The following is a 23,825-nucleotide window of genomic DNA, read 5'->3' as shown; positions in this document are numbered from 1 at the left end:
GATCTTGATCATGTGGCCACGCCTGGACGGACTGCGCACGCTCGAGCTCGGCCTGCCCGGTGAGCACCGCGACCGGCTCACCGCCCTGGTGCTCGCCGGGACGAAGCGGGCCACCGCCGGTCTGCTGGCCGGCTACACCGGTGAGGGTGAGCTGCCCGAGCACGTCGGTGAGCGGCTGGTGCTCGTGGACAGCGCCGGTGACCGGCTCGCGGTGGTCGAGGTGACGGCCGTGCTCGTGACGCCGTTCGACCTGGTCGGCTGGGAGCTCGCCGAGGCGGAGGGCGAGGGGTTCACCTCGGTGGAGCACTGGCGGGAGGTGCACGCCGGGTTCTGGGCGGAGCACGGCGGTGGCCGGCCCAGCGGACGGGCACCTGTCGTGTGCGTGTGGTTCCGGCTGATCAACGGGTGACAAGCGCGGTGCGGCGGGCATCCTGTGCGCATGACGACCACGCACGTGCGGCTGCCCTCCGGTGAGTCCATCCCCTCCCTCGGCCTGGGCACGTGGCACCTGGGTGAGTCGCGGGCGGCGCGCGCGGACGAGGTGACCGCGCTGCGGCTGGGCCTCGACCTGGGCATGACGCTGGTCGACACCGCCGAGATGTACGCCGACGGTGGCGCCGAGGAGGTCGTGAGCGAGGCCGTCGAGGGGCGGCGGGACGAGGTGTTCCTCGTGTCGAAGGTGCTCCCCCGCAACGCCAGCGCGGCGGGCACCGTGCGGGCGTGCGAGGCGAGCCTGCGGCGGCTCGGCACCGACCGGATCGACCTGTACCTGCTGCACTGGCGGGGGCGGGTGCCGTTCGAGCAGACCCTCGACGGGTTCGCCGCGCTCGTCGAGGCGGGCAAGATCCGGCACTGGGGCGTCAGCAACTTCGACGTGGCCGACATGAGTGAGCTGACGGCGTTGTCCGGGTTCTGCCAGACCGACCAGATCCTCTACAACCTCAGCCGCCGCGGGCCGGAGCACGACCTGCTGCCGTGGTTGGCGGAGCGGTCCATCCCGGTCATGGCCTACTCCCCCGTCGAGCAGGGCCGGTTGCTGCGTTCACCGGTGCTGGCGGAGGTCGCCCGCCGCCACGACGCCTCCCCCGCGCAGGTCGCGCTGGCGTGGGTGCTGCGCCGGCCCGGTGTCACCGCCATCCCCAAGTCCAGCTCCCCGGAGCACGTGCGGGAGAACGCCGCGGCCGTGGACCTCGACCTCACCGTCCAGGACCTGTCCGACCTCGACACGGCCTTCCCTCCCCCGGACGGCCCCGAACCCCTGGACGTCCTCTGACCGCTCCCCCCGCATCTGCAAGTACCACCAACTCGACATCAACAGGCTCGTAACCACCACCAACAGCACCTCCGGCCCCTGCGGGTGGCGAACAGGTTGGTGGTACTTGCAGATGCTCAGGCCGGGGTGCGGACGTGGAGGGTCACGCGGTCTCCCGCGAGCTCGAAGCGGACGTGGGAGAGGTCGGGCACGACGATGTCGGCGTCCAGGTCGGTGCCGACGCCCAGCGTGGTGCAGCCGGCGGCACGGCCGGAGGCGAGGCCCGAGGCGGTGTCCTCCACGGCCAGGCAGCGGCGCGGGTCGACGTGGAGCTGTTCGGCGGCCTTGAGGTACGGGACGGGTTCGGGTTTGCCGCGGTCGACGTCGTCGGCGGTCACCAGCACGTCGGTCACGGGTAACCCGGCGGCGGTCGTGCGGGCGTCGGTCACGTCACGGGTGCAGGAGGTGACGATGGCCTTGCGGTCGCCGACGGCGGTGGTCGCGTCGAGCGCGCCGGGCAGCACGACGACGCCGTCGAGGTCGTGGGTGGCGATGTGCGAGTAGTGGGCGAGGCCCGACTCGTGCCGGTCCGGTGGCAGCAGGGCGGCGACGATGTCCTTGGCGGGCTTGCCTTCCGTGCCGGCGAGGCGGGCCGGGTCGACGCCTTCCTCCTCGGCCCAGCGGTGCCACGCCCTGCGCACGGCGGCGGTGGAGTCGATCAGGGTGCCGTCCATGTCGAACAGGACGGCGTCGAATTCGAGTCCCATGGTCATCCCTTCGATCCGGTGGTGCAGGGGTCACGGCGGTCACGACCGGCTGGCCTCACCGCGGTGCTGTTACTTCGCTGTGGTGTCCGCGAGCTCGCGGCGCGCGACCTGGCGGACGAGCAGCACGACGAAGCCCAGTGCCACGAGGCTGAGTGCCGCGCCGAGCACGGCCACGCCGGGCAGGCCGAACTGGTCGAGTGCGATGCCGCCGAAGCCTGCGCCCGCGACGATGCCGATGTTGAACGCCGAGACGGCGAACGAGACCGCGAGCTCGCCGCCCTCCCCCGCCGCCTGGAACAGCGCGGCCTGCACCGCCGGGACGAACGACCAGGCGGCCAGCTGCCACACCACGACGAGCGCGATGGTCTGGAGGGCGCTGGTGGACATCGGCAGCACGGCGAGCAGGGCCACGGAGGTGATGGCGGAGGTGATGAGCAGCGTCTTGCGGGAGTCGGTGTCGGCTCCCTTGCCGCCGATGACGTTGCCGACCACGGCGCAGACACCGGCGATGACGAGCACGACGATGACCATCGTGCTGTCGAGGCCTGCGCGCTGTTCCAGCAGTGGCACGAGGTAGGTGTAGACGGTGAACGAGGCACCCCAGAACAGGGTGATCGCGGCGAGGCCGATGAGCACGGGCGCGGTGCGGATGGCGCGCAGGCGGACCTTGAGCGGCGGGCCGTCGTCGGCACCGGTGGGCGGCAGTGCGATGGCGATGAACGCCAGTGACAGCAACGCCATGCCGCCGATGACGAGCATCGGGACCCGCCAGCCCATCTGATGGCCGAGCAGGGTGCTGATGGGCACGCCCAGCGCGGTGGCGGTGTTGACGCCGGCCTGGATCGTGGCGATCTTCGAGGCGCGCTTCTCCTCCCCGCCCAGGCGGGCGGCGGCACCGATGGCGGTGGCCAGGTAGAGGCCCATCATGGCGCCGGAGAGGATGCGCGAGCCCAGCAGGACCGCGTAGTTGGGTGCGAGCCCGGCGGTGAGGTGCCCGACGGCGAACACGATGAGCGCGCCGAACAGGACCTTGCGCCGGTCCATCCGGTGGCAGGCGGCGGCGAGCACCGGGGCGCTGATGGCGAACGCGACGGCGTTGAGCGTCACCAGCTGGCCCGCGGCCGCCTCCGACACGTTCAGGTCACGCGCGATCTGGGGCAGCAGTCCGACGACGGCGAATTCGGTGCACGCCACCGCGAACGCGCCGCTGAACAAAGCCCATATCCAAATCCTCTTCACTGCCCCCTCCAGGCGTGCGCGTTGACAACGCAATTGCGCAGAGGGTTCTCAGCTCGCTTCACGGCTAAGCAAATTTCCCCGTGACGGACTACGGGGTCCCGCAGGCATTCGGCGCGGGTCCGGTGGATCTGCGCGTATTTTCGCACGTAGGACCAACCAAAGTCGTCACGGGATCAGCCCAGCCACGGATGTCCGATTAGCACCTGGATGGGCGGTTCAAGCGGGTGAGCGAGTGGGTACGTGCAGTAGTACCGCGGCGCCTGAGGGTGACGACGCGCCACGTCCGCCGACGGGGAGGACCTCTGTGCTCAAGGACGTCGAGCAGCCCGCCACAGCACCGTCCACACCGCGAACACCGGGAGCACCGCGAACACCCGGCAGCCCCGAGCTCGTCACCGCTGCCCTCGCCGCACTCGAACGCGGCGAGGGCAGCGTGCTCGTTGCCGAGCAGCACGGCGTGCTGGGGCGCAGAGCGCTGGTCGGGCACGCGCGGGCCGAGGCCGCGCGCAGGGGCACGAGAGTGGTGCACGGGCGCGCGACCCACGTCGACCGGGTGGCACCGCTGTCCACGCTCAGAGCGGCGCTCAGCGCCGGGGTGCCCGACGCCCACCGCGACTTCGACGTCGACCACCTGACCGCGTTGCGGCAGGTCAGAGCACAGCTGGTGGGGCTGGCCGGTGACGGTGGCGTGCTGGTGTGCCTGGACGACTTCCACCACGCCGACGACGCGACGGCGCTGGCGCTGCGGGTGCTGATCCCCGGTCTGGCGACCACCCCGGTGCTGTGGCTGCTCTCGCTGCGCCCGGCGCAGGCCTCCCCCGCCGTGCGCGGGGTCGTCGACGTGCTCCTGGACGCCGGTGCGCGGCTGCTGCCCGCGCGGTGGCCGACCGGGGACGACGCGCGGCGCCTGTGCGCACAGGTGCTCGGCGCCGAGCCCGACCCGGCGGTGGTCGCGATCGCGACGGACGTCGACGGTGACGCGGAACGGGTCCTGCGCGCGTTGCACGAGGCCGGGCACATCCAGGTCGGCGGTGGTACGGCGGTGCTCGCCGCCGACGCCGACCGGCAGCCGCTGCCGTCCTGGCTGGTCGCGGACGTCCGCGCCGCCCTGGGTGACCTGGCCGCGACACCCACCGCCGTGCTGCACGCCGGTGCGGTGCTGGGCAGGGCGTTCACCGTGCACGAGGCGGCCGCGTTGTTGCGCAAGCCGGTGCCCGAGCTGCTGCAGGCCGCCGCGCAGCTGGTCGAGGCCGGGGTGCTGGCACCGGATGCCGGAGGCCTGGCCTTCCGCAGCGAGCTGGTGCGCCGGGTGGTGTACGCGGGGCTGGCCGAGCCGGTGCGGGTCGCGCTGCACCGCGAGGCCGCCGACGTCGTCGCCGCGGAGGGCGGTGCGCCGGCGGAGGTCGTGCGCCACCTCGAACGCGGTGGCCGCCGGGGTTCGCCCGCGGTGGTCGAGGCGCTGCGCAAGGCCGTGCGGGAACGCACCGGTGGCCCGGTCGAGGCCGCTGAGCTGGCGGTGAAGCTGCTGGACGTGGTCGGTGACGACCACCCCGGCGGTGACGAGCTGGTGGTGGAGGCGGTGCGGCTGCTCGCGCTGGCCGGGCGCACGGGTGAGGCCTGGGACCTGGCGGTGCGGGCGCTGAGCCGGGTGCCCGGCCCCGCCACGCAGACGCGGCTGGTCTGCGCGCTGGGCGAGCTGGCCGACGGCCGCGACCCCGGTCACGACCACGTGGTCGTGGAGTACGCGCGGCGTGCGCTGGCCCGGCCGGACCTCGACGACCAGCACCGGGCCGACCTCGCGGCGGTGCAGGCCTACCGGCTCGCGGCCGCCGGGCACACCGACGCTGCGGAGAGCGCCGCGGCACGGGCGCGGGCAGCCGGTGGTGAGGCGGTGGTGTTCGGGTCCGCGGCACGGGCGCAGGTCGCGTTGCGCCGCGGTGAGCTGAGCCGGTCGCTGGAGCTGGCCAGGGCCGCCGTGCGGGAGGCCGACCGGACCGGGCCGTTCCCGCGCAGGCACCACTCCCGGTTGTGGCTGTGCGCGCCGCTGGTGGCGCTGGACCGGTTCGACGAGGTGCACTCGACGCTGACCGTGGTGGCCGGTGAGTCGGCCCAGCTGGGGACGGCGTGGCCGATGCCGCGCTGGCAGTACCACCGGGCCAGGGCGCACCTGGCCAGCGGCCGGCTGCGCACCGCGGAGTCCGATGCCGAGCTGGCGGTGCGCAGCGCCAGGGACCGGCCGTTCACGCCGCTGCTGGGGCGGGCGTTGCTGCTGCTCGCGGAGATCCGCACGGGGCTGGGTGACCTGGGGGCGGCCGAGGCGAACCTGCAGGAGGCCGAGCAGGTCGGCGGCCGCGGTGCCGGGGCGGCCCGGCTGGCGTGGCGGCGGGTGCTGTGGCTGTGCGCGGCTGACCGGCACGACGAGGCGGCCGAGGTCGCCGAGGGGCTGCTCAGCGGCGCGGACCTGCTGGCGATCACGGCCACCGCGCCGTCACCGGTCGCACCGGTGCTGGTGGGGCTGGCCCGCCGGCGCGCCGACGAGCACCGCGTCAACCAGGTCGTGCGGGTCGCGCAGCAGCTCAGCGAGCTCAACCCCGGTGTGCTGGGCGTGGCCGCCGCGGCCGCGCACGCCACGGGCCTGCGCGACGGTGACCCGGACGCGGTGGTCCGCGCCGCGGAGCTGAACCGGCTGAGCGACCGGCGGGCGGCCGCCGCGGCCGCACTGGCCGACGCGGGCAGGCTGGCCCGTGCCCACGACGACCCCGACCGGGCCCGTGAGCTGCTGGAGCAGGCACGGCAGACGTGGGCGGCGTGCGGTGTCCCGCTGGCCCCCGGCCGCACCGGCAGCTACCTCGCCGACGGCCCCCGGCAGACCCGCCCGCCGCGGGAGGCGGTGCCGGAGCCGTCGCTGGAGCTGTGGGCGAGCCTCACCGAGACCGAGGTGAGGGTGGCCCGGCTGGTCGCCCAGGGCCTGACGAACAAGGCGATCGCCACCCGGCTGACCCTCTCCCCCAACACCATCGGCACGCACGTGCGCAACGCGTTCACGAAGCTGCAGGTCACCAACCGGGTCGAGCTGGCGCTGCAGGTCATCGCCCACGACCGCGACCGCGCACCCCGCCGCACCCCCTGACCGACCCCCGCCCCCGTCCCCCGACCTCCGAACGCCCGCCGGTGCCACCGGCGGGCGTTCTTTTTCTTTCGCCGCCATCTGGCCTCACTCATTCACGTGAGAAGCGCCGCACGCATTCGGCATTCGCCGCGCGCAGGTTCATGGATTTGAGCGAGCTTCACGGACCCCCGCCACGGGGAACTTCTAATTCGCGACGAGTTCGAGCCCACCACGAGTGGCGCTGCTCGGACCGGTTCTGAGCGAATTCGACTTCCCTTCTGGACTTATTCCGGACGGAGTGGCATGCAGATCAGCATCCAGAAGTACGGGGGCAGCTCGCTGGCCGACGACGCCCAGGTGGCGGCGGTGGCGCGGCGAGTGGCGCAGACCCACCGGGCCGGCGCCGAGGTGGTCGTCGTGGTGTCCGCACGGGGTGCCACGACCGATGAGCTGGTCCGGGCGGCCACGGCGGTCAGCACGTCACCGGACCCGAGGGAGACCGACAAGCTGCTCGCCACCGGTGAGCTGGCCTCCGCGGCGTTGCTCGCCATCGCGTTGCGCGAGCTGGACGTGCCGGCGGTGTCGCTGTCCGGGCCGGAGGCCGGCCTCAAGGCGGTGGGCCCGCCCGGTGCCGGGGTGATCGCCTCGATCGACACCGGCACGGTGCGGCAGTGGCTCGACCGCGGCCACGTCGTGGTCGTGGCCGGTTTCCAGGCCCTCGACGAGGAGGGCGCGGTGGTGACGCTGGGCCGCGGCGGGTCGGACACCTCGGCGGTCGCGCTGGCCGTCGCCCACGGCGCGCCGGTGTGCGAGATCTACACCGACGTCCTCGGAGTCGCCAGCGCCGATCCCAGGGTGGTGCCCGGTGCCGGGCTGTTGCAGCGGCTGCCGGCCGCGGTGATGGCCGAGATGGCGTTCTCCGGCGCACGGGTGCTGCACCCGCGGTCGGTCGAGCTGGCCGCGGCGCACGGCGTGGACATCGTGGTGCGCGACTCGGCCGGGCTCGGCGAGGGAAGCACGATCTTCGGAGGGAGAGCGGCGATGCTCGACTCGGACGTCCTGGAAGGACGCGCCGGTGTGGTGGCGGTGACCCACGACGACAAGGTCACCCAGGTCGTGGTCGAGGCAGGGCGGGACCCGGCCGACGGCGGTGCGCGCGTGCTGGAAGCGGTGGCGCGCCTGGGAATCGCGGTCGACTCGGTGCAGTGGCTGTCGCACCGCGGCGCTCCGCTGCGGATGCGGTTCTGCGTCACCGACACCGCCGCGGACGACGCGGCCGGCGCGGTGCGCGGTGAGCTGCCCGACGACGACTGCGCGGTCACCCTGCGCCAGGACCTCGGCCGGGTCTGCGCCGTCGGCACCGGCCTGCTCAGCCGGCCCGGCCTCACCGCGCTGGGCCTCAACGCCCTGACAACAGCGGGCATCCCGGCCGAATGCGTGTCGTGCAGCCAGGAACGCACGACGTTCCTGGTGGCCCGCGACCGCGTGCACGACGCCGTGCGGACGCTGCACGAGCGCTTCGGGCTGCACGACCCCGACAGCGCACTGCCCGCCTGACCCCACCACTGTGCGAAAGGAGCCAGTTCCGGTGAACCAGCCGCAATCCTTCGGCGCGAAGCTGCGCCTGAACCGCATCGACCGCAACGGCGACGGGCGGTTGCTGGTCGTCCCGCTCGACCACTCCGTCGCCGACGGACCGGTGACCCCCGACGACTCCCTGGGCGACCTGATCGGCCAGCTCGTCGCCGCCAAGGTCGACGCGGTGGTGCTGCACAAGGGCACCGTCCGCCACCTCGACCCGAAGCTGTTCGTCGACACCTCCCTGATCGTGCACCTGAGCGCGAGCACCGCACACGCCCCCGACCCGGACGCCAAGTACCTCGTCACCAGCGTGGAGGCCGCGTTGCGGCTGGGCGCGGACGCGGTGAGCGTGCACGTGAACATGGGCTCGCAGCAGGAGGCCGAGCAGATCGCCGACCTCGCCCGCACCGCGGAGGAGACCGACCGCTGGGGTGTGCCGCTGCTGGCCATGATGTACGCCCGCGGCCCGCAGATCGACGACGGCACCGACACCGAGCTGGTGCGGCACTCCGCCACGCTCGCGGCGGACCTGGGCGCGGACCTGGTGAAGGTCACCTACCCCGGCACGGCGGACGCGTTGTCGGACGTGGTGCGCGCCTGCCCGATCCCCGTGCTGGTCGCGGGCGGGGCACCGGTGGACGACCGGCGGGAGCTGCTGCAGCGCGTCGCCGCCACCATGCGGGCGGGAGCGGCCGGGCTCGCCATGGGCCGCAACATCTTCCAGCACCCCACTCCCGGCCGGTTGGCCAGGGACATCGGTGACGTCGTGCACGGCCGCATGGCGATCGCGGCCTGAACCGGGGAGGAAAGGCACTCATGACTGCTCAGATCAAGCAGATGCGGCAGCTGCTGGCCGACCCGGCGATGACCGAGAGCTCGCCCGGCTCGGAGTTCGCACAGGCCGCGGCGTTCGGCAACCGCGCGGAGGACGTGACCGTCACCTACCGCGGCTACCTGCCCACGGCGTTCCCGCTGTTCGCCGAACGACCGCGGTTCACCGTGCGGCAGCTGATGAAGATGGCGACGGTCCGCGACGGCGACACGCCGTTCGTGCGGGAACCGCAGCCGGAGTCCGACCGCGGGCAACGCTCGGGCGTCACGTTCGACACGACCCCGGAGGCGGGGTTCCAGCCGCTGCTGGACGCGGCGAAGCTCACCGACATCGGGGTGTCGCTGCCGGTGCCCGCCGGCCTGCTGGAGCACCCGCGGCTGCTGGCGGCGTTCATCGACTTCCGGCTGATCGTGCGGTTCGGCACCACGGAGAACCAGGTGCTGCTGCGCGGCAGCGACGACGGCGCGGTGCCCGGTCTGCTGGAGCTGCCGGAGGCCCGCCGCATGACCGTCGACTGCCGGCCGGTGGACCTGCTCACCAGGGCGGCGGCACTGGTCGAGGAAACCGGTGGGTCGTGCGACGGGATCGTGGCGCACAACGCCGTGTACTGGCAGGCCGTGGAGTCCGGGCTGCTGGGCCGGCTCGCCGAGGCGGGCGTGCGGATCGCGCGGACCAGGATGATCCCGGAGCACCAGGTGCTGCTCGGTGACTTCCGCGCCGCCACCACGTTCCTGGACCCCGGCATCTCGCACCTGACGCTGCGCCGCGGTGCCGCCCCGGACGGCGGTGACCTGCTGGAGGCGGGCAGCCGCATGGGTCTCGCGGTGCACCTGCCGCAGCACTTCGTGCTCGTGGAGCAGGAGGGTGCGCGCTGATGCGGGTCCTCTACGTCACCGGCATGATGCGCTGCGGCAGCACGATGATCGGCAACGTCCTCAACGAGACCCCGCACGCGGTCCACGTGGGCGAGCTGCACTACCTGTGGCGCAACGGCATCCTCACGCGGGGCACGAACTCCAGCTGCGGCTGCGGTGAACCGCTGACCGGCTGCCCGGTGTGGTCGCAGGTGCTGGCCGAGGAGGTGGCCGCCGACCGGCACGTCGCCGAGGCGGTGGAGGCCGTGCAGGCCACCCGGTTGCGCGCCCGCCACACCCCGCTGCGCCTGGCGGAGTCGCTCGGCCCGCTGCGCACACCCCCGGACGTGCGGTGGGTGACCGGGGTGACCACCGAGCTCTACCGCGCCGCCGCACGCGCCGCCGGTGCCGAGGTGGTCGTGGACAGCTCGAAGTACCCCGCGGAGGCCGCGGCGCTGCTGGGCCGTGACGACCTGGACGTGCGGGTGCTGCACGTGGTCCGCGACGCACGGGCCACCGCGCACTCCTACCGCAAGGACAAGAGCTACGTGACGCGCATGAGCGCGGCCCGCAGCACCGGTTACTGGAGCGCGGTCAACGCCGCCTCCGACCTGCTGGCGCTGGCCGGCCACGACCGGTACCTGCGGGTGCGTCACGAGGACTTCTCCGCACGCCCGGACGAGGTGATCGGTGAGGTGATGGCGTTCGCGGGCATCCCGGGCAGCGTCCCGGTGACCGCGGGCGGCACGGTCGAGCTGGGCGTGAACCACACGGTGACCGGCAACCCGGACCGCTTCCACCACGGTCAGGTGCTGATCAAGGCCGACGGCCGGTGGCGCACCGACCTGCCGTGGAAGCCCAGGGCGTTCACCACGGCCGCCGCGGCACCGCAGCTGGTGCGCTACGGCTACCCGGTGCGCGCGGGCAGGGAGGGCTGATGGACCTCGGACTGGACGGCAAGGTCGCCCTCGTGGCGTGCGCCAGCAGCGGCCTCGGGCTCGGTGTGGCCCGCGCCCTGGTGACCGAGGGTGCGGACGTGTCGATCTGCGGCCGCGACCGCGACCGGCTCACCGAGGCGCGCGGCAAGCTGGAGGCGCTGGGCGGTGGCCGGGTGCACGCCCAGATCGCCGACGTCGGCATCGACGGCGCGGTGCAGCGCTGGGTGGACAGCGCCGTGGCCGAGTTCGGCGGGATCGACGTCGTGGTCAGCCACACCGGCGGGGTCGTGCAGGGCCCGGTCGCCGACTTCGGGCCCGAGGACTACCGCCGGGCCGTCGACACCGCGCTCATCCCCCACGTGGCGCTGGTGAAGGCGGCGACACCGCACCTGCGCCGCGACGGGCGGGTGCTGATGATCACCTCGGAGGCGGTGCGCCAGCCGATGCCGCACAACGTGCTGTCCGGGGTGGCCCGGCAGGGGGTGCTGTCCTACGCCCGCAACCTCGTGCACGCCTTCGGCGACAGCGGTGTGACGGTCAACGTCCTCGCACCCGGCTACCACGACACCCCGGCGCTGCGCGGACCGTCCGGTGAGGACACCTCCGCCGCGGCCGCCGAGGTACCGCTGCGCCGCGTCGGCGACCCGGACGACTTCGGTGCGCTGGCCGCGTTCCTCGCCTCCCGGCAGGCCGCCTTCGTCACGGGCGCGCTGCTGCTGGTCGACGGCGGCAACACGCGCGCGCCGGTGTGACCACGACCCCGCGACAGGAGTGAGAACGATGGACCTGGCCGAGACCTACCGCGCCAACGGGTGGTGGCGCACCGACGAGACGCTCGTCGACGACCTGCGCCGGGCGGCGCGGGAGCACCCCGACCGGCGCGCGGTCGTCGTGTGGCACACCGACGGCCGCGACACCGAGACGCTGACCTACGCCGAACTGGAACGCCGAGTCGAGCGGATCGCGGCGGGACTGGCCGGCCTCGGCGTCGAACGCGGTGACGTGGTGACGCTGCAGCTGCCGAACTCCTGGCAGCTGCTCGCGACGACGCTGGCGTGCGCCCGCATCGGCGCGGTCGCCGGACCGGTGCTGCCGATCATGCGCCGCCGCGAGCTGGCGTTCATGACGACCCTGACGAAGAGCCCGGTCTACATCGGACCGGTCGAGCACCGCGGTTTCTCGCACGCCCGTCTCAGCGAGGAGGTCGCCCGCGAGGTGGCGTCGATCAGGGAACGTGTCCTGGTCGGCGCCGCCGGCTCGGACGCCGACCTCGGTGACGCCCGGGACTTCGACACCGCGCTGCTGGGCGAACCCGGCACCGAGGGCGCGGTCTTCGGTGACATCGAGGGCCGTGAGGCCAAGCCCGACGACCTGGCCTACGTCATGTTCACCTCGGGCACGACCGGTGAGCCCAAGGGCGTGATGCACAGCCACAACACGTTGCACGCCACCAACCGCATGCAGATCGACGCGCTGCACCTGCGTGACGACGAGGTCACCGCGATGGGCTCCCCCACCACCCACAACGCCGGGTGGACGTGGAACTTCACGATGCCGCTGCTGCTCGGCGCCACGTGCGTGCACATCGACAACTGGGACGCCGACCTGATGCTGCGCGTCCTCGAAACCGAGCAGGTCACGTTCTTCATGGGCGCGCCACCGTTCCTGGTGGACCTGATCGACCGCCAGCGCGAGCAGCAGCGCGACCTGTCGAGCCTGCGCACGTTCGCCACCGGCAGCGCGCCGATCCCACCAGTGCTGGTCGAGCAGGCCCGCGACGTGCTGGGCTGCCGGCTGTACGCGTTGTGGGGCATGACCGAGAACGGCGCCCCCACGATCACCCGGCCGGAGGACCCGCAGATGCGGGCCGCCGAGAGCGACGGCTCCCCGGTGCCGGGCATGGAGGTCCGCATCGTCGACGAGGACGGTGCCCTGGTCGAGCCGGGAGCCACGGGGAGGCTGCAGGTGCGGGGCGCGACCCAGTGCCTGGGCTACTTCGAACGCCCGGAGGTCTACGCGGACAACGTGACCGCCGACGGCTGGTTCGACACCGGTGACCTGGCCCGCGACGACGGACACGGCGGCATCCGCATCGCCGGGCGGGAGAAGGACGTGATCTCCCGCGGCGGCGAGAAGGTGCCCGTGGTGGAGGTCGAGGCGGCGTTGCGCCGCCACCCCGACATCAAGGACGTCGCGGTGGTGGCCTACCCCGACGACCGGCTCGGTGAGCGGGCGTGCGCGGTGATCGTGGCACAGGGCGAGCCACCGCAGCTGCCGGCGTTGCGCGAGCACCTCGACGGGCTGGGCATGGCCAAGCAGTACTGGCCCGAACGCGTCGAGCACGTCGGTGAGCTGCCGACGACGCCCAGCGGCAAGGTCCAGAAGTTCAAGCTGCGCGAGCAGCTGGTCAGCGGCTGAGGGAGGGCAGGAGATGGACTTCTCGTTCACCGACGAGCAACAGGCGCTGGCCGACAAGGTCCGCGCGTTCGCCCAGGACACCATCGCCCGGCACGCGGCACTCGACGACCGGGAGGGCACGTTCTGGTCCGGGTTCTTCGCCGAGCTGGGCCGGGCCGGGCTGACCGGTCTGGCGATCTCCGAGGAGCACGGCGGCCGCGGGCTGGGCGCGGTCGAGGTCGGCATCGCGGTGGAGCAGCTGGCCCGCGCCGAGGCGACGGCGTGCTACCCGGTGCTCAACGCGGCGCTGATCGGCGGCATCATCGGCCGCAGCGGCACCGCGCAGCAGCAGAGCCGGTGGCTGCCGGCGGTCGCCTCGGGTGACTCGGTGGTGGCACTGGTGCTCACCGAACCCGAGCACGGCACGGACGCGGCCGCGATCGAGCTGCGCGCCGAACGCGACGGCGAGGGCTGGCTGCTCACCGGCACCAAGACCTCGATCATGCTCGGGATGCACGCCACCCACGGGCTGGTGTTCGCCCGCACCGGCGAGGACGGGGCGCGCGGTGTGACCGCGTTCTTCGTCCCGCTCAACCGCGACGGCATCTCCCGCGAACGGCTCACCGACCTCGGTGTGCGCGCGGGAGGCCGGGCCACGCTGCACTTCGACGGCGTGCGCGCCGCGGACGACGAGGTCGTCGGCGGTGTCGGCGAGGGTTTCAGCGGGGTGATGCGCGGCTTCGACCACTCCCGCGCACTGATCGCCGTGCTGGCCGTGGCCAACGCCCAGGCCGCACTGGACGACGCACTGGCCTACGCCCGTGAGCGCGAGTCGTTCGGGCAGGTCATCGGCAAGCACCAGGGCGTGGCGTTCCCACTGGTCGAACACGCCACACGGGTGCACGCGGCCCGGCTGCTCGCGTTCGAGGCGCTGTGGCGCGCCGACGCAGGGCTGCCGCACCGCGCCGAGGCGAACATGGCCAAGTGGTGGGCACCGCGCGTCGGTGTCGACGCCGCGCACCAGGCGCTGCTCACGCTCGGCCACCGCGGCTGGAGCGACGAGCACCCGGCGAGCCGGCGGGTGCGCGACGCCATCGGGCAGGAGATCGCCGACGGCACCGAGAACGCCACCAAGCTCGTGGTGGCACGGGAGCTGCTGGGCCGTGAGCACGCGCCCTGACGGGCCCGGACCGAAACCACGACTGGACAAGGAGGAACACGTGACCACCACGCTGTGGCTGACCGGGCTGCCCAGCTCGGGCAAGTCGACACTGGGCCGGGAGCTGGTCGAGCGGCTGCGCGACCGCCGTGCGGTGCAGCACCTCGACGGTGACGCCGTGCGCAAGGACTTCTTCCCCGAGCTGGGGTTCAGCAAGCACGACCGCACCGAGAACATCCGCCGCATCGGCAAGCTCGCCGCCATGCTCGCCTCCCACGGCGTGCTGTCGGTGGTGTCGGTGATCGCACCGTTCCGCGAGGTGCGCGAGGAGGTCCGCGCCGCGCACGAGGCGGCGGGGCTGACGTTCGTCGAGGTCTACGTCGACGCACCGGTGCAGGTGTGCGCCGAACGCGACGTCAAGGGCCTCTACGCCAAGGCCGACGCCGGCCAGGTCGAGGCGATGACCGGGGTCAGCGACGTCTACGAGGCACCCGCCTCCCCCGACGTGCTCGTCGACACCGCGTCGCTGAGCGTGCAGGAGAGCATCGAGATGATCGAACGCGCCCTGGAGCGCTGCGAGTCCGAACGCCGTGAACAGGACATCCGGGAGGTGGTGCTGCGATGAGCGCGCCGGCCAAGGAAAAAGCGGTCACCGGCATCGAACAGCTGGAGGCCGAGGCGATCCACGTGCTGCGGGAGGTGGCGGGCGAGTTCGACCGGCCCGCACTGCTGTTCTCCGGCGGCAAGGACTCCACGGTCCTGGTGCACCTGGCGGTGCGCGCGTTCGCCCCCATCGCACCGCCGTTCACCCTGGTGCACGTCGACACCGGCCACAACTTCCCCGAGGTGCTGCAGTTCCGCGACGACATCGTGGACCGCTTCGGGCTGCGGCTGCACGTCGCGGAGGTCCAGGACTGGATCGACAAGGGCGCGGTGCAGGAACGCGCGGACGGGATGCGCAACCCGCTGCAGACCGTGCCGCTGCTCGACACGATCACCGAGCAGAAGTTCGACGCGGTGATCGGCGGCGGCCGCCGGGACGAGGAGCGCTCACGGGCCAAGGAGCGGATCTTCAGCGTCCGCGACAGCTTCGGCCGCTGGGACCCGCGCCGCCAGCGCGTGGAGCTGTGGAACCTCTACAACGGCATGCACTCCCCCGGTGAGCACGTGCGGGTGTTCCCGATCTCGAACTGGACCGAGCTGGACGTGTGGCGCTACGTCGAGGCCCGCGACATCGAGCTGCCCTCGCTGTACTTCGCCCACCAGCGCAAGGTGTTCCTGCGCGACGGCATGTGGCTGACCTCCGGGCAGTGGGGTGGTCCGGCCGACGACGAGGAGACCGTCGAGAAGACCGTGCGCTACCGCACCGTCGGCGACGGTTCCTGCACCGGTGCCGTGGAGTCCGACGCGGCCACGGTCACCGACATCATCGAGGAGATCAAGGCGAGCCGGCTCACCGAGCGCGGTGCCAGCAGGGCCGACGACCGCATGTCCGAGGCCGCCATGGAGGACCGCAAGCGGGAGGGGTACTTCTGATGACGTCCGACCTGTTGCGACTGGTGACGGCGGGCAGCGTGGACGACGGCAAGTCCACCCTGGTCGGCAGGCTGCTCTACGACACCAAGTCCGTGCTCAGCGACCAGATCGACGCCGTGCTGCGCAGCAGCGAGGAACGCGGGCTCGACAACCCCGACCTCTCGCTGCTGGTGGACGGCCTGCGGGCCGAACGCGAGCAGGGCATCACCATCGACGTCGCCTACCGCTACTTCGCCACGGCCAAACGCACCTTCGTGCTCGCCGACACCCCCGGTCACGTGCACTACCTGCGCAACACCGTGACCGGTGCGTCGACCGCGGACCACGCGGTGCTGCTGACCGACGCGCGCAAGGGCGTGCTCCCCCAGACGCGCCGGCACCTGGCCGTGATGGCGATGCTGGGCGTTCCCGGCATCACGCTCGCGGTCAACAAGCTCGACCTGGTCGACTTCTCCGAGGAGACCTACACCTCCGTGCGCGAGGAGTTCGTCGCACACGCGCAGTCGCTGGGCTTCCGGCCAGAGCAGATCACCACCATCCCGCTGTCGGCCCTGACCGGCGACAACGTCGTGACCCGCTCCGAGAACACCCCGTGGTACGACGGACCGACACTGCTGGAACACCTGGAGACCGTGCAGCCCGACGACCGCGGCTGCGACGTGGGCCTGCGGGTGCCGGTGCAGTACGTGCTGCGCGACGGCGACAACGACTACCGCGCCTACGCCGGGCAGATCGCCGCCGGCGCCGTGCGGACCGGCGACGAGGTCGTGGTGCTACCCGCCGGCACCCGCTCGACGGTGACCGAGATCGGCACCCCCGACGGCCCGGTCGACGAGGCGACCGTCGGGCAGCCGGTGGCCCTCACGCTGGCCGACGACCTGCCGGTGAGCCGCGGCGACCTGATCGCCGCCGCCGACCGCCTGCCGGAGCTGGCCGCCGAGCTCACCGCCACCGTGTGCTGGCTCGCCGAGGAACCCCTGCGCCCCGGTGCGCGGGTGCTGCTCAGGCACGGCACGCGCACCACGAAGTGCCGGGTCCCGAGCCTGGCCGCCCGGTTCGACGAGCAGGAGCTCGTGCTCGAACGCGACCCGGAGTGCCTGGAGCTCAACGAGATCGGCCAGGTGCGCCTGGAGGTCGCCGACGCCCTGCCGTTCGACGACTACACCGACTGCGTCGCGACCGGCGCGTTCCTGCTCATCGACCCCAACGGCGGCAACACCCTCGCCGCGGGCCAGGTCGGCGACACGCTCTCGGCGGTGACCGACGGGCGCGGTGATGGGTGAGCGGGACCGGGGCGTCGCGGAAGAACGCGTCCGGGCGGCCGCCGGTGAGCAGGACGGCGCCGGCGGCCGCCCGGTGACGGGTCAGCACGACCGGGTCGTCGCCGGCGACCGGGACCGCCCCGTGACCGACGAGCGGGTTCGGGTCGTCGTCATCGGCGCGGGCGCGAGCGGCACGCTGGCCGCGGTGCACCTGCTGCGCTCCGGCGTCCCCGTCGAGCTGGTCCTGGTGGACCGCAGCGGCGAGTTCGGGCCGGGCCGGGCGTACCGGACCGGCGACCCCGGGCACCTGCTCAACACCGTCGCCGAGAAGATGAGCGCGTTCGACGACGACCCGGAGCACTTCGTGCGCTGGAGCGGAGCAGAACCGGGAGCGTTCCTGCCCCGCCGGGACTACGGGCGCTACCTGGCCCAGACCCTGGCCGCCGAGGAACAGCAGGCCGAGAACCAGCAGGCAGACCGCCAGGCCGTGGTGCGGCACGTCGCCGACACCGCCGTCGGACTGTCCACCCGCGACGACGGCGTCACCGTGGAACTGGCCCGCACCGGGCCGGTGCACGCCGACTTCGCCGTCCTCGCACCGGGCGCGGGCGGCGGCGACCCGCTCGCCGACCTGCTGCCCGACGGGTCACCGCGCTACGTCGCGGACCCGTGGGCCGGACCGTTGCCCGACACCGGTGGCGCACCGGTGCTGGTGCTCGGCACAGGACTGTCCATGATGGACATCGCCGTGAGCCTGGCACCGGACTCGCCGCTGCACGCCGTGTCCCGGCACGGACTGCTCCCCCGCCCGCACCGCCGCAAGCCGGGCGCACCGTCCTTCCCGGACCCGCCGGAACAGATCGGCTCGCTCGGCGAGCTGCTCCGGTTCGCCCGCCGCTGCGTGTCCGCCGACCCCGAGCGGTGGCGCGAGTTCGTGGACCACCTCCGGCCGCACACCCGCCGGCTGTGGCGACAGCTGGGAGTGGCAGAACAACGGCGGTTCCTGGAACGGGTGCACCACTACTGGAACGTGCACCGGCACCGAGCCGCACCCGACACCCACCGCGCGGTGCGGGCCTTGCTCGCCTCAGGACGCTTGCGGCTGCACCGCGGCCGCGTGGAAGCGCTGACACCCGTGCAGGACGGGTTCGAAGTCGTCCTGACCGGCGGACAGGCGCTGCGGGTGGGATGGCTGGTCAACGCGACCGGTTTCCGCCGCGACGGTGGCCCACTGGTGCGGGAGCTGGTCGCGGAAGGCACCGCGCGACCCGACCCGGTCGGGCTCGGCGTGCGGACCGGCGCCGACGGCCGCGTGCTGGACCGGTGGGGCACGCCACGACGGGTGTTCACACTCGGCGCGCTGCGCCGGGGCGAGGAGTTCGAGAGCACCGCGGTACCGGAGATCCGGGCGCAGGCGGCGGAGATCGCCGCGCACGTGCGACGAGGGGTGATGACATGAACGACCTGCTGATGTACCCGGCCTACATCGACGGCAAGGACGTCGAGCACCCACAGGGCCGGTACGTGCACACGGTGACGGCACGGGCCGTGCTGGAAGACACGATGCCGGCGCTCGCGCTCAAACGCGACCTCGACGCCGGTCTGACCGACCCGCGCACCGCCGGACCCGCCGTGGTCGGCGGATGCGCCCTGGCGGACGACCGGATGGCGACCGACGCACTGGAAGCAGCAGCGCGAGCGGCACCGGAGTGGGCACGGGTGCCACTGCGCGACCGCCTGGAGATCGGGATGCGCATCGGCGAACGACTCCGGGAGAAGCGCGACGACATCGTCGAACTCCTGGTGGCCGAAGGACAGCCCCGCGACCTGGCAGGCCCGACACTGGACGAGTACTGGCGGGCCGACTTCAGCGCCGAGACGCTGACCTGGTGCGCATCGCAGATGCAGACCACCAAGCACCGCGGCTGCGGCGGACAGGCGATCGTGCGACGCGTACCCGACGGCGTGGTGTGCGTGAACCCACCGCAGAACGCCTCGACCCCGAACGCCCTGTTCGGCGCAACCGCACTGCTCGCGGGCAACGCCGTGGTGGTGCGCGCCCCCCGCGGCGTCCCACTGGCCACCACCCACGCACTGCGCGAGGTCGTCGTACCCGTGCTGGAAGAAGCCGGAGCACCCACCGGAGTGCTCAACATCCTCTGCGGACCACCGATGACCGACCTGTGGCTCACAAGCCCGCACGTCAACGACATCGTCTACGTCGGCGGCAGCGCCAAGGGCCTGGAGTTCGAACGCGCCGCCATCGCCGCGGGCAAGAAACCCGTGCTGGAGCTCGCCGGCAACGACTGCGTGGTCGTGTGGGCCGACGCCGACCTCGACAGCGCGGCGGCGGCGATCACGGAGAACTTCCGCCAATCCGGGCAGATCTGCAACATCCCCAACCACGTCATCGCACACCCGGCCATCGCCGACGCGCTGCTGGAGAAACTGGTGGCCGCCGCAGCCGCCACGAAACCCGGCTACCCCGACGAACCCGGAGTGGTGCTCACACCGGTGCTGATGGCCGACGCCTACTTCGCCGACATCGCCGACGCCGTGCGCCGAGGCGCGACACTGCTGCACGGCGGACGACGACTCGAAGTCGACGGGACACCATCGGACACGGGCTTCTTCGTGGAACCCGCCGTGCTGCGGGTCGACGGCTTCGACCGCGCCCGCGACATGCCCGCGGTGCGGGAGGAAACGTTCTCACCGCTGCTGCCGGTCGTCGTCCCCGAAGAGCACGACGGACTGTTCGACGAGATCGTGCGGTTCGTCAACGCCAACCGCTACGGCCTGCGCAACTCCTTCTGGGTCCAGGACGAATCACTGGTCGCCGAAGTCGCCGCCGGAGTGACCTCCGGCGGCGTGGTCAACATCAACGACTCGCACTCCGCGTTCCGCCCGTTCCTGCCCACCCACGGCGGCACCGGCCTCACCGGCGGCGTGTTCGGCGAGGCCAACTACCTCATGCTGCGCACGACCCACCTGCAGGGCGTGAACATCAACCGGGGAGGAGCACGGTGAACGAGCACAGCGTCGTCCTGCGCACACCACGACCGGCCGACGAGGTCTTCGACCAACTGCTGCACCCCGGCCGCTTCGCCGACGCCGCCACCGACATCGAGTCCGTGGCACCGTCGGACGACGGCGACCGGTACGCCCTGCGGTTCCGCGGCGGACTGGCCCGCTGGACACAGCGCACCGAAGCCGACCACGACGCGCGAGTCGTGCGGTTCCAACAGGTCAGCGGCGACTTCGTCGACTTCGGCGGCGCGTGGGAGGTCGAACCCGACGGCACCGGCAGCCGCGTCGTGCACCGGGTGGCGTTCCGCACCAGCGTGCCGCACCTGGCCGGCGCGATCGAACCGGTGCTCGCCCGCGTGCTGCTGCGCGCCGCCGCCGACGTCGTCGACGCACTGGCCGGTCCGGCGGAGCTCCTCTCCGGCGCCCTGACCGACCAGAAACCGTCCGAGCACACAGCGCTGGCCTACGCCGCCCCCTCAGCCGGCGCCCCGCTGCAACCGACCACCATCCCCCGCCGCCCACTCGGCCCGAACGACGTCGCGATCGACATCCGCTACTGCGGGGTGTGCCACTCCGACGTCCACCAGGTCAACGGCGACTGGGGCAGGGAACTGTTCCCGATGGTGCCCGGCCACGAGATCGCCGGCGTCGTCACCGAGATCGGCCCCGAGGTGACCCGCCACGCCGTCGGAGACCGGGTCGGGGTGGGCGTGATCGTCAACTCGTGCCGGTCGTGCGACAAGTGCGCCGACGGGATGGAGCAGTACTGCGCGGACTCGGTCGAGACCTACTCCGACGTGGACAGCTACCAGGGCGGCGAACGCACCCGCGGCGGCTACTCCACGCACATCGTGGCCGACGAGCACTTCGTGCTGCGCATCCCGGACGCGTTGCCGCTGGAACAGGCCGCACCACTGCTGTGCGCGGGCATCACCACCTACTCCCCGCTCAAGCACTGGCAGGCCGGACCCGGCCGCAAGGTCGCGGTCGTGGGCCTGGGCGGACTCGGGCACCTGGCGGTGAAGATCGCACACGCGATGGGCGCCGAGGTGACCGTGCTGTCGAGGTCGTTGCGCAAGAAGGACGACGGCCTGCGACTCGGCGCCGCCCACTACCACGCGACCGAGGACCCGGCGACGTTCGAACAGCTCGCCGGCACGTTCGACCTGATCCTGTGCACGGTCTCCGGACTGTCCGATGTAGACTCCCACCTGACGCTGCTGGCCAACGGCGGCACCATGGTCTGCCTCGGGATCACCGAGGAGTCCATGGAGGTCAGCGTGTTCTCCCTGCTGCAGGGCCGCACCTCGCTCGCCGGCTCCCAGATCGGCGGCATGGCCGAGACCCAGGAGATGCTCGACTTCTGCGCCGAGCACGGCATCGGCGCGGAGGTCGAGGTGATCGACGCCGCGCAGATCAACGAGGCGTTCGAACGGGTGGTCGCCGGCGACGTGCGGTACCGGTTCGTGATCGACACGGCCACCATGACCGCTCAGAGGTAGCCCGGTGAGCCCGTTCACCGGGCGATCTACCGTCCGGTGAACGGGCTCACCACCCGCTGGTCGGCCACGTACAGGCGGTCTTGTTGGCGCACAAGACTGGACTTGCGGCACCCGGAGCAGAGGGTTGGTTTTAGATAGCACTGAAGTTATAGAGGTTATTTACTATCCGATGCGCGCTCCAGGCGAATTCCGGCGCCCATCGACTTCACCGTGGACACGAGGTCGTCCCACTTCGCGCCGAACAGGGTCCTCTTAGGACTTCTGGGTCAAGATGGCGGCATGAACTCGTTGTTGCTCGCCGCCGCGTTCGCCATGGTCGTCCGCTCGCTGGCGGCGTCCCGGCTGGACCGCTGGAACCTCGGCGCACCGGTCGTGATGGTGCTCGCCGGCGTCGCGGTCGGGCTCGCCAACGAGGACTCCATCGCCGCGGTCTTCAACACCGAGGCGGCCCAGCACGTCGCCGAGATCATCCTCGCGGTGCTGCTGTTCGCCGACGCCACCGAGGTGCGCGCCGGCCGGCTGTGGGGCGCCTACCCCGGTGCCGCGGCACGGGTGCTGCTCGTCGCGATGCCGCTGAGCCTGGGCCTGGCGGCGGTGCTGGGCTGGCTGCTGTTCCCGTCGCTGTCGTGGGCGGTGCTGCTGCTGGTCGCGTGCGTGACGGTGCCGACGGACTTCGCCGCGGCCGAGCGGGTGGTGCGCGACCCGGCGTTGTCGGTGCGGGTGCGCAGCACGCTGAACGTCGAGAGCGGCTACAACGACGGCATCGTCTCCCCGCTGTTCCTGTTCGCGCTCGTGCTGGCCGGCGACCACACCCAGGAGCGCTCGCCGGTCGAGGCGCTGGCCACGGTGCTGCCGTTCGCGGTCAAGGCCGTGGTCGTCGGCGTGGTCCTCGGCCTGCTGCTGGGGTGGCTGATGGACCGGGCGCACCGGGCGGGCTGGGTGACGGCGCAGTCCGGGCGCGTTGCGGTGCTGCTGGCACCGCTGCTCACCTACACCGCGACGGTCGCGATCGACGGCAACGGGTTCGTCGCCTCGTTCGTGTGCGGCATCGCCTTCCGGTACGTGCACCGGCTGCTCAAGGCGCGCCGGGTCCGCGCCGGTGCCGCCGACCGCGCGGAGATCAGGGCCGACGTGCTGAACAACGACCTGCACCTGCTGGACGACGTCACCGGGCTGCTGACGATGACCATGTGGTTCGTCGTCGGCATCGCCGCGGTGCTGACCTTCTCCCTCGGCGTGTCGTGGCAGGTCCTGCTGTTCTGCCTCGCGGTGCTCACGGTGGTGCGGCTCGTCCCGGTGGTGCTGGCGCTGGGCGGGTCGCGGCTGCGCGGCCGCGAGCGCGTGCTGGTGGGCGCGCTCGGGCCGCGCGGGACGACCACGGTGGTGTTCGGGTTGCTCGCGTTCAACAAGCTGCCGGAGGGCGACGCCGCGGACACGATCCTGGTGATCACGATCGTGTGCGTGCTCGGCAGCGTGCTGGTGCACGGCATCGGGGCCAGGCCGACGGCCCGGCTCCTGTCGAAGGGTCAGTGACGCACCCGGTCGGTCGCGCAGGCGACCAGCAGCATCACGGTGACCGCTGCGAGCGCGTGGTCACCGCTGAGCGCGCAGATGCACGCCAGCGCGAACCAGAGCAGCAGTTTCATGAACCGAGGTTAGGGACCGCACGAGTGACGCGCATCTCATTTGGGGAAGGCTTGAGCTTCGATCAGGACGCGGTCAGCCGCGTGCCGCGATCCCGTCGTACATCACCCGCCGCACCGCCTCGCTCAACCGCCGCTGCTCCTGCTCCCCCGGCGCGCGCAACGACGCGATCGCCGAGCCGAGGATCATGCCGTTGACGGCCCGCGCGGTGTTCGCGACGTCGAGGTCCGCGCGCAGGTAGCCGAGCTCCACGCCGTGGGAGAGGTAGGCGGCGGTCAGCGAGTCGGCCAGCTCGAAGAGGTCGAGGACGCGGTCGGCCATGGCGCGGTCGATGCCGGGGGCCTCGAACAGCAGCAGCCGCGGCACCCGCGGGTCCGCGGTGAAGATCCGCGCCAGCGACTCCCCGATCCGGGCGGACTGGGCGCGGTACTCGTCGAGGGTGGAGACGGCGTCCGGGGCGTTCTCTGCGGTGAGGGCGCCGGTGACGCGGGCGACGAGGTCGTCGATGACGTGGTCGACGATGTCGCGCTTGTTCTGGAAGTAGCGGTAGAAGGTGCCGTGCCCGATGCCCAGGCGCGCGGCGACGTCGGCGATGCCGGTGGCGTGGTAGCCGGTCTCGGCGAAGCAGTCGAAGGCCGCGTCGATGATCTCGCGGCGCAGCTCCTGCTTCTTGCGCTCGGCGCGGCTGACCGGGTGGGCGCTGGACGTCATGACGCCGAGTCTATG

At 72.4% G+C, this 23,825-nt stretch carries 20 protein-coding genes and 1 pseudogene; 18 read left to right on the top strand and 3 right to left on the bottom strand.

Annotation, left to right across the window (positions count from 1 at the left end; all coding sequences use genetic code 11):
• The first annotated feature begins 10 nt into the window (after window positions 1-10).
• Both AB0A63_RS28065 and AB0A63_RS28060 read left to right on the top strand, forming a co-directional pair.
• Entirely contained in the window at window positions 11-409 is a 399-nt protein-coding gene (locus AB0A63_RS28065; RefSeq protein ID WP_360396684.1) for an ASCH domain-containing protein, read from the top strand.
• A 30-nt stretch (window positions 410-439) separates the two neighbouring features.
• A complete protein-coding gene (locus tag AB0A63_RS28060) occupies window positions 440-1,273 on the top strand; it encodes an aldo/keto reductase (protein ID WP_360396682.1) in 834 nt (277 codons plus the stop codon).
• Between the two features lie 116 nt (window positions 1,274-1,389).
• On the opposite strand, the gene AB0A63_RS28055 is transcribed toward AB0A63_RS28060, so the two are convergent.
• Both AB0A63_RS28055 and AB0A63_RS28050 read right to left on the bottom strand, forming a co-directional pair.
• Window positions 1,390-2,019 (bottom strand): HAD-IA family hydrolase, encoded by a 630-nt coding sequence (locus tag AB0A63_RS28055; RefSeq protein WP_360396681.1) that lies wholly within the window; start codon window positions 2,017-2,019, stop codon window positions 1,390-1,392.
• Between the two features lie 69 nt (window positions 2,020-2,088).
• Window positions 2,089-3,258, bottom strand: coding sequence for an MFS transporter (locus AB0A63_RS28050; RefSeq protein WP_360396679.1), 1,170 nt, complete (start codon window positions 3,256-3,258; stop codon window positions 2,089-2,091).
• 304 nt (window positions 3,259-3,562) lie between these two features.
• On the opposite strand from AB0A63_RS28050, the gene AB0A63_RS28045 reads away from it, so the two are divergent.
• The 16 genes and pseudogenes from AB0A63_RS28045 to AB0A63_RS27970 all read left to right on the top strand — a co-directional run bounded on the left by AB0A63_RS28045 (window position 3,563) and on the right by AB0A63_RS27970 (window position 22,988).
• On the top strand, window positions 3,563-6,388 hold the full coding sequence (locus AB0A63_RS28045) for a LuxR C-terminal-related transcriptional regulator (protein ID WP_360396677.1): 2,826 nt from the start codon (window positions 3,563-3,565) through the stop codon (window positions 6,386-6,388).
• Between the two features lie 282 nt (window positions 6,389-6,670).
• Entirely contained in the window at window positions 6,671-7,924 is a 1,254-nt protein-coding gene (locus AB0A63_RS28040; RefSeq protein WP_360396675.1) for an aspartate kinase, read from the top strand.
• A 31-nt stretch (window positions 7,925-7,955) separates the two neighbouring features.
• On the top strand, window positions 7,956-8,744 hold the full coding sequence (locus AB0A63_RS28035; protein ID WP_360396673.1) for a 2-amino-3,7-dideoxy-D-threo-hept-6-ulosonate synthase: 789 nt from the start codon (window positions 7,956-7,958) through the stop codon (window positions 8,742-8,744).
• Window positions 8,745-8,764: 20 nt separating this feature from the next.
• Window positions 8,765-9,655, top strand: a complete 891-nt coding sequence (locus tag AB0A63_RS28030) for a family 3 encapsulin nanocompartment shell protein (protein ID WP_360396671.1) — start codon at window positions 8,765-8,767, stop codon at window positions 9,653-9,655.
• Window positions 9,655-10,572, top strand: coding sequence for a sulfotransferase (locus AB0A63_RS28025; RefSeq protein ID WP_360396669.1), 918 nt, complete (start codon window positions 9,655-9,657; stop codon window positions 10,570-10,572). Before AB0A63_RS28030 ends, AB0A63_RS28025 begins: the two co-directional genes overlap by 1 nt.
• Window positions 10,572-11,324, top strand: coding sequence for an SDR family oxidoreductase (locus AB0A63_RS28020; RefSeq protein ID WP_360396667.1), 753 nt, complete (start codon window positions 10,572-10,574; stop codon window positions 11,322-11,324). Before AB0A63_RS28025 ends, AB0A63_RS28020 begins: the two co-directional genes overlap by 1 nt.
• Window positions 11,325-11,352: 28 nt before the next feature.
• Window positions 11,353-12,990: an AMP-binding protein gene (locus AB0A63_RS28015; protein ID WP_360396665.1), complete on the top strand. Its 1,638-nt coding sequence runs from the start codon at window positions 11,353-11,355 to the stop codon at window positions 12,988-12,990.
• Window positions 12,991-13,003: 13 nt separating this feature from the next.
• Window positions 13,004-14,149, top strand: coding sequence for an acyl-CoA dehydrogenase family protein (locus tag AB0A63_RS28010; RefSeq protein WP_360396663.1), 1,146 nt, complete (start codon window positions 13,004-13,006; stop codon window positions 14,147-14,149).
• Window positions 14,133-14,753: an adenylyl-sulfate kinase gene (cysC, locus tag AB0A63_RS28005; protein ID WP_360396661.1), complete on the top strand. Its 621-nt coding sequence runs from the start codon at window positions 14,133-14,135 to the stop codon at window positions 14,751-14,753. Before AB0A63_RS28010 ends, cysC begins: the two co-directional genes overlap by 17 nt.
• On the top strand, window positions 14,750-15,664 hold the full coding sequence (gene cysD, locus AB0A63_RS28000; RefSeq protein WP_360396659.1) for a sulfate adenylyltransferase subunit CysD: 915 nt from the start codon (window positions 14,750-14,752) through the stop codon (window positions 15,662-15,664). The genes cysC and cysD overlap by 4 nt, the downstream gene beginning before the upstream one ends.
• A complete protein-coding gene (locus AB0A63_RS27995) occupies window positions 15,664-16,947 on the top strand; it encodes a GTP-binding protein (protein WP_360396657.1) in 1,284 nt (427 codons plus the stop codon). The genes cysD and AB0A63_RS27995 overlap by 1 nt, the downstream gene beginning before the upstream one ends.
• Window positions 16,940-18,385: an FAD/NAD(P)-binding protein gene (locus AB0A63_RS27990; protein ID WP_360396656.1), complete on the top strand. Its 1,446-nt coding sequence runs from the start codon at window positions 16,940-16,942 to the stop codon at window positions 18,383-18,385. Before AB0A63_RS27995 ends, AB0A63_RS27990 begins: the two co-directional genes overlap by 8 nt.
• On the top strand, window positions 18,382-19,953 hold the full coding sequence (locus tag AB0A63_RS27985) for an aldehyde dehydrogenase (RefSeq protein WP_360396654.1): 1,572 nt from the start codon (window positions 18,382-18,384) through the stop codon (window positions 19,951-19,953). Before AB0A63_RS27990 ends, AB0A63_RS27985 begins: the two co-directional genes overlap by 4 nt.
• Window positions 19,950-20,339, top strand: a pseudogene (locus AB0A63_RS27980) (SRPBCC family protein); the annotation flags it as partial. The gene AB0A63_RS27985 and the pseudogene AB0A63_RS27980, both read left to right, overlap by 4 nt.
• 72 nt (window positions 20,340-20,411) lie before the next feature.
• Window positions 20,412-21,455: an NAD(P)-dependent alcohol dehydrogenase gene (locus tag AB0A63_RS27975; RefSeq protein ID WP_360396884.1), complete on the top strand. Its 1,044-nt coding sequence runs from the start codon at window positions 20,412-20,414 to the stop codon at window positions 21,453-21,455.
• Window positions 21,456-21,734: 279 nt separating this feature from the next.
• Complete coding sequence (locus AB0A63_RS27970) at window positions 21,735-22,988, top strand: cation:proton antiporter (protein WP_360396652.1); 1,254 nt, start codon at window positions 21,735-21,737, stop codon at window positions 22,986-22,988.
• Window positions 22,989-23,174: 186 nt separating this feature from the next.
• Here the strand turns inward: AB0A63_RS27970 and AB0A63_RS27965 are convergent, their stop codons facing one another.
• Complete coding sequence (locus AB0A63_RS27965) at window positions 23,175-23,810, bottom strand: TetR/AcrR family transcriptional regulator (protein ID WP_360396650.1); 636 nt, start codon at window positions 23,808-23,810, stop codon at window positions 23,175-23,177.
• Window positions 23,811-23,825 lie beyond the last annotated feature (15 nt).

It is taken from the genome of Lentzea sp. NPDC042327 (genome assembly GCF_040647275.1).
Classification (GTDB): Bacteria; Actinomycetota; Actinomycetes; order Mycobacteriales; family Pseudonocardiaceae; genus Lentzea.
Note: the sequence above shows the minus strand (reverse complement) of the source record. Positions and strands in the feature narration are given on the sequence as shown.

Coding starts and splice junctions, on each gene's coding strand:
- AB0A63_RS27970 (WP_360396652.1), top strand. CDS start 21,735: ATGAACTCGTTGTTGCTCGCCGCCGCGTTCGCCATGGTCGTCCGCTCG.
- AB0A63_RS28040 (WP_360396675.1), top strand. CDS start 6,671: ATGCAGATCAGCATCCAGAAGTACGGGGGCAGCTCGCTGGCCGACGAC.
- AB0A63_RS28010 (WP_360396663.1), top strand. CDS start 13,004: ATGGACTTCTCGTTCACCGACGAGCAACAGGCGCTGGCCGACAAGGTC.
- AB0A63_RS28025 (WP_360396669.1), top strand. CDS start 9,655: ATGCGGGTCCTCTACGTCACCGGCATGATGCGCTGCGGCAGCACGATG.
- AB0A63_RS28030 (WP_360396671.1), top strand. CDS start 8,765: ATGACTGCTCAGATCAAGCAGATGCGGCAGCTGCTGGCCGACCCGGCG.
- AB0A63_RS27985 (WP_360396654.1), top strand. CDS start 18,382: ATGAACGACCTGCTGATGTACCCGGCCTACATCGACGGCAAGGACGTC.
- cysD (WP_360396659.1), top strand. CDS start 14,750: ATGAGCGCGCCGGCCAAGGAAAAAGCGGTCACCGGCATCGAACAGCTG.
- AB0A63_RS28055 (WP_360396681.1), bottom strand. CDS start 2,019: ATGGGACTCGAATTCGACGCCGTCCTGTTCGACATGGACGGCACCCTG.
- AB0A63_RS27990 (WP_360396656.1), top strand. CDS start 16,940: ATGGGTGAGCGGGACCGGGGCGTCGCGGAAGAACGCGTCCGGGCGGCC.
- AB0A63_RS28020 (WP_360396667.1), top strand. CDS start 10,572: ATGGACCTCGGACTGGACGGCAAGGTCGCCCTCGTGGCGTGCGCCAGC.
- AB0A63_RS28060 (WP_360396682.1), top strand. CDS start 440: ATGACGACCACGCACGTGCGGCTGCCCTCCGGTGAGTCCATCCCCTCC.
- AB0A63_RS27965 (WP_360396650.1), bottom strand. CDS start 23,810: ATGACGTCCAGCGCCCACCCGGTCAGCCGCGCCGAGCGCAAGAAGCAG.
- AB0A63_RS28015 (WP_360396665.1), top strand. CDS start 11,353: ATGGACCTGGCCGAGACCTACCGCGCCAACGGGTGGTGGCGCACCGAC.
- AB0A63_RS27995 (WP_360396657.1), top strand. CDS start 15,664: ATGACGTCCGACCTGTTGCGACTGGTGACGGCGGGCAGCGTGGACGAC.
- AB0A63_RS28065 (WP_360396684.1), top strand. CDS start 11: ATGTGGCCACGCCTGGACGGACTGCGCACGCTCGAGCTCGGCCTGCCC.